Genomic DNA, 5,160 nt, shown 5'->3' on the forward strand with positions numbered 1-5,160 from the left:
CGCCCGCCCTGACCGGTCGCCACCCTTTGCCCGCCACGCCGCCCCAAATGATCGATTTATATGCTTATCGGCTCTACGGTGCCTGGTGTCCTGCGCACCGCAGGGGGGCGCACAGCGCGCCCGGGCACGGCGTGGGTTGGGATGCCGATGAGTGGAATGACCCGCAGGGACGTGGCGCGCCTCGGTCTGGGCGCGGGTCTCGGCGCCGCGGTCGCCGCCCTGGGCGGCTGCGGAGAACGCGAGGGTCAGGGCGGGCCGCCCGGGAGCCCGGGGGCGCCGCGGCTCATCGGGGACGGATCGACGTCGTACACCGGCCCGCAGCCGCGTCAGCCTGACGCCCCCACCCGCCTGGAGCCGGGCGAGACCCCTCCGCAGTTCGTGGTGTTCTCCTGGGACGGCGCGGGCGAGACCGGCAAGGGGCTGTTCCCCCGCTTCCTGGAACTCGCGCGGGCGCACGACGCGCGCATGACGTTCTTCCTGTCCGGCCTCTACCTGCTGCCGGAGTCGAGGATGCGGCTGTACCGGCCGCCGCTGAACCCCGTCGGCGCCTCCGACATCGGCTACCTCACCGACGCGCACATCAAGGAGACCCTGAAGTGCCTGCGCGAGGCGTGGCTGGACGGGCACGAGATCGGCACGCACTTCAACGGGCACTTCTGCGCCGGTTCCGGGTCCGTTGCCGACTGGGCCCCGGAGCACTGGCACTCGGAGATCGAGCAGGCCCGGTCCTTCGTCAAGTCCTGGCGCACGCACTCCGGTTGGCACGATCTTCCGCCCCTGCCGTTCGACTACGACCGGGAGCTGATCGGAGGCCGCACCCCGTGCCTGCTCGGGCAGGAGAACCTGCTGCCCGTCGCCCGCGAACTGGGATGGCGCTACGACGCCTCGTCACCGGGCGGCGAACAGCGCTGGCCGCGCAGGCGGGGAGGGGTCTGGGACCTGCCGCTGCAGAGCATCCCCTTCCCGGGGCACCGGTTCGAGGTGCTGTCGATGGACTACAACATGCTGGCCAACCAGTCGGGCAGCACCACCCGGGCCCCCTCCTACAACTACCCGGCCTGGCGGGTGCTGGCCACGGAGTCGTACCTGGCCGGCTTCCGGCGCGCGTACGAGACGAACCGGGCACCCCTCTTCATCGGCAACCACTTCGAGGAGTGGAACGGCGGCATCTACATGGACGCCGTGGAGGAGACCCTGCGGCGGATCGCCGACTGGCCGGACGTACGCCTGGTCTCCTTCCGGCAGATAGTCGACTGGCTCGACGCCCAGAGCCCCGCCGTCCTCGCGCGGCTGCGCACGCTGGAGGTCGGCGAGCGGCCCGAGGGCGGCTGGAGCGCCTTCCTGCGCGCGGGCGGGCGGTCACGCTCCGACGCGTGACCGCCGCCCCCCGGGGTCAGGAGGTGGAGCCCAGGCTCTGTCTCGTGTAGGCGCACTCCGTGTAGACGTACCCGGACCGGAGTTTCGCCGTGTCCGAAGCCGGGGTGGAGGTGTTGGCGCCGTGCGGCCGGTGCACGAAGTACGTGGTGCCGACCGGCAGGCTGAGCGTGTGCTGCGGGTAGTTCTTGCCGCTGCTGCAGGGCTTGAAGCCGATCCGGATGGTGTCGGCGAACGAGTACGCCTTGCAGCTCCCGCAGCCCTTGAGGGTGAAGCTGCCGGTGACCGGGCCGGTGTAGAGGACGGTCACGTCGTCGGGGCTGTCGTTCTTGACGGTGACGGAGATGCTGCCGCCGGAGGCGGTGGTGGGCAGCTTCTTCCCGGCGGCGGGCAGGGTCTGCGCCACCTCGGCGCCGATGGCGATCTTCTTGGCGCGCTCCCGGTTCCCGCCGTGCTTGTTGTCGGAGACGTACTGGTCCATCGTCTTGCGGGCGGCGTCGAAGTCGCCGTCCTTGTACTGGTCGACACCGCAGGCGTACTCCCCCGCCGCGCCGCTGCGGCCGGCCCGGTCGGCGGAGCCGGACAGACCGTCCGGCGCTCCCGGCGCCGTACCCGACAGGTCGCCTATCTGCGTGTGCAGGCCCTCCAACTTCGTGACGGCGGCACAGGGGTCGTCGCCGTGCACGGCCTTCTCCGCCGTCTTCACCTGCGCGGCGACGGCGGACGCGACCTTGGCCGCCGGCGCCGAGCGCGGGAAGGTGTTCAGCAGATCACCGAAGCGCGGCACCCAGTCGTCCTGGCCGGCGGTCAGGCCCGCCCGGCCGCACTCGTACAGCGAGGTGGCAAGCCGGTCGTCGGGCCACCGCGTCAGCGACCCCAGCTGCTCCTTCGGCATGGAGCGGGGCACCGTGCGCAGGTACTTCAGCGCTTCGATCGCCTCGCAGTACCGCTGGTGGCCGTAGGCGGCGCCGACGGTGCTGTAGTAGGTCCGCATGCGGTCGGGGACCTGGTCGGCGGCCCGGGAGCCGGGGTGGTGGACCGCGAGGTCGCGGTAGACGTCCAGGGCCGTCCCGTAGTCGGAGCGGGCGGTGGCGAACTCGTGCCGGCCCGCCGCCGTCACCAGGTGGTCGGCCCTCTCCAGGCGGTCGAGGAGGGCCTGCTGCACGGCGTCCTCGTGCGCGTCGTCGTACCACAGCGCGCCGCCGGCGGGTACGGCGAGCAGTACCACGCCGAGCAGAAGGGCGAGCGGCGCGGGACCGGGCAGGGTGAGCCGGGTGCGCAGCCCCACGATCGCGCCGTGCACGGCAGCCAGCAGCAGGAACACCGCGTACAGGGCGAGCGCGAGCCCGGGGACGCCGTCGGCGTCGGCGGGCAGGGCGACGAACAGCAGGACGGCGGTGGCCGCCCAGCAGGCGGCCGCCGGGATCCATCTTCGGGTGAGTGCGTAACCGAGGCCGAGACCGCTGAGGTTGAGCACGGCTACGGCGGCCGCCCGCAACCCGTCCGGTGGCGCGGGCGGCGGTGCGGTGGGCATCGGCGGTACCGCGAATCCCTGGTTCGGGCCGTACGGATTTCCGGACATGGTGGGCTCCCCCCGGTCGACAACTTCCCCCGTGACATGGCGAATCGGCAGTCTAAGGCCCGGGGGTGCGGGTGCGGCAGAGGGTTTCCGGGGAGGCGGGGCCGACGGCCCGGGCGGAGGGCCGCGTGGGGGTTCGTTGACCCGCGCGGGGGCGTCTCCGCCGGGGCCCGCCGTCAGCTGCTCAGGTCGGGTTCCTTGCGGCCGTCCGCGTAGTACACGGGCGGGGGTGACGGTGATCTCGGTGTCGGCGCCCTTTTTTCCACGCACGGGACGGAGGGCGGCTCGGGCGCGCCCACGCGACACTGGAGGGATGCGACCGACGTGCGGGACGGGGAGGCGGGGGCGGTGATCGCCCTCGATCCGACCGACAGCGCCTCCCTGCTCGCGGCGTTCGGGGCGCTGGGCGTCCTGGCGGTGATCTTCGCCGAGTCGGGGCTGCTGGTCGTCGGCTTCTTCCTGCCGGGCGACACCCTGCTGTTCCCGGCCGGCGTGCTGTGCGCGGCGAACGCCCAGCACACACCGCGGCTGGAGCTGTGGCAGGTGCTGGTCTGCGCCGCCGTGGGCGCCGTGTCGGGCGCCCAGGTGGGCTACCTGCTCGGGCGGCACGGCGGCCGGCCCCTGCTCTCCCACAGCTCGAACCGGCGCGTGCAGGAGGGCACGCGGCGGGCGGAACGACTGCTGGCCCGCTACGGCTACGGCAAGGCGCTCGTGATCGGCAGGTTCATCCCGATGCTGCGGAGCGTGCTGCACCCGGCGGCCGGCGCGCTCGGCGTACCCGCGAAGCCGTTCACCCTGTGGCAGATCGTCGGCGGCCTGCTCTGGTCCCAGAGCCTGGTGCTCGCCGGCTACCTGCTCGGTTCGTCGGTGGCGCACGTCGACGACTACCTGCTGCCGATGGTCGCGGTGATCGTCGCGCTGTCCGTGCTGCCCCTGCTGACGGAGTTCCGCCGGACGCGGCGCGCCCGGCGGAACGCGCCCGGCCGGGGCGGGGACGACGGGGACGACGTCCACGACGGGGACGACATGGACGGCGTGGACCGACCGAGCCGGAGGGACCGGCCGTGCTGACCGGGACCGGAACCGTGCCGGTCCGTGCGGTCAGCCGAGGCCGAGGCCCCAGGTGTCGCTGAGCCGCCCGGCCGCGCACAGGTGGACGTCCAGGACGTACGGTGCCGCGGTCCCGCAGCCGGCCGCCGGGTCGACGGGCTGGCCGTGGCCCATCCCCGTGACGCCGTAGGTCTCCGCCACCGGCCGGCCGGCCGGGTCGCGATACATCTGGTGCGGGTAGCCCGCCACGGTGTCGGAGAGGTCGGCGCCCTGGTCGGCACCCTGGACGTCGGTCCACTGCCTGACCAGGTCCGTCATGTTCGACGGCTTCACCGTGCCGTCCGCCGAGCCCTGGAACACGGTGAGCGTGGGCCAGGGGCCGGGGTAGCCGGGGCGGGCGCGGCGCACCCGGTCGCCCCACTGGGCCGGCGTCTGGTTCGCCCACCCGAACATGCACGGATAGGGACCGCCCGCCGCGTCGGAGCAGCCGTACGGGAGCCCCGCGACGATGCCGCCCGCGGCGAACTTCTCCGGGTAGGCGGCCATCATGACCGCGGTCATGCCACCCCCGGCGGACAGGCCGGTGACGTACACGCGCGAGGCGTCGCCCCGCACGTCGGCGAGCTGGCGGTCCACCATCTGGGCGATCGAGGCGGCCTCGCCGGTGCCGCGCGCGATGTCCCCGGACTGGAACCAGTCGAAGCACATGCTCGGATTGTTGGCGGTGGACTGCTGCGGGACCACGACGGAGAAGTGCCGGCGGTCCGCGAGGGCGGTCCAGCCGCTGTCGACGGCGTACCCGGCGTCCTGGCCGCAGCCGTGCAGGGCGACGACCACGGGGGCGTTCGCGGGCAGGTCCGGTGGGTCGTGGCGGAACATGCGCAGCGCGCCGGGGTTGGAGCCGAAGCCGGTGACTTCGGTGAGGGAGGCGGCGGCGACCGCAGGCCGGGTGGTGAGGAGGGCGGCGGCCGCCGGGTGAGGGGTGAGGAGGGCGGCGGCCACGGCGGCCACGAGGGCCGTCAGGGCGGCTGTCAGACGTGCGGCTCTGGTCTGCATGTCCCGGGATGGTAGGAGCCTGACACGGCGGCGACATGGGGCCGAACCACATAGTGCGCGGGCTCGAAGTGGGGCTGGTTCCCCGCCCTGACCCGCCGGCG

General features: G+C 73.4%; 4 protein-coding genes. 2 read left to right on the forward strand and 2 right to left on the reverse strand.

Annotated features, from left to right (window positions below; genetic code table 11):
* Window positions 1-156 precede the first annotated feature (156 nt).
* Window positions 157-1,377: a hypothetical protein gene (locus tag V7E45_RS38600; RefSeq protein ID WP_443056351.1), complete on the forward strand. Its 1,221-nt coding sequence runs from the start codon at window positions 157-159 to the stop codon at window positions 1,375-1,377.
* A 16-nt stretch (window positions 1,378-1,393) separates the two neighbouring features.
* Here V7E45_RS38600 and V7E45_RS38605 read toward each other — a convergent pair whose 3' ends face one another.
* Complete coding sequence (locus tag V7E45_RS38605) at window positions 1,394-2,956, reverse strand: hypothetical protein (protein WP_333778952.1); 1,563 nt, start codon at window positions 2,954-2,956, stop codon at window positions 1,394-1,396.
* Between the two features lie 345 nt (window positions 2,957-3,301).
* Between V7E45_RS38605 and V7E45_RS38610 the strand changes: the two genes are divergently transcribed.
* Complete coding sequence (locus tag V7E45_RS38610; RefSeq protein ID WP_333778954.1) at window positions 3,302-4,024, forward strand: DedA family protein; 723 nt, start codon at window positions 3,302-3,304, stop codon at window positions 4,022-4,024.
* 30 nt (window positions 4,025-4,054) lie between these two features.
* On the opposite strand, the gene V7E45_RS38615 is transcribed toward V7E45_RS38610, so the two are convergent.
* A complete protein-coding gene (locus V7E45_RS38615; RefSeq protein WP_333778953.1) occupies window positions 4,055-5,059 on the reverse strand; it encodes an extracellular catalytic domain type 1 short-chain-length polyhydroxyalkanoate depolymerase in 1,005 nt (334 codons plus the stop codon).
* Window positions 5,060-5,160 lie beyond the last annotated feature (101 nt).

Origin of the sequence: Streptomyces sp. IBSBF 3136 (genome assembly GCF_036815105.1) — a bacterium.
Taxonomy (GTDB): Bacteria; Actinomycetota; Actinomycetes; order Streptomycetales; family Streptomycetaceae; genus Streptomyces.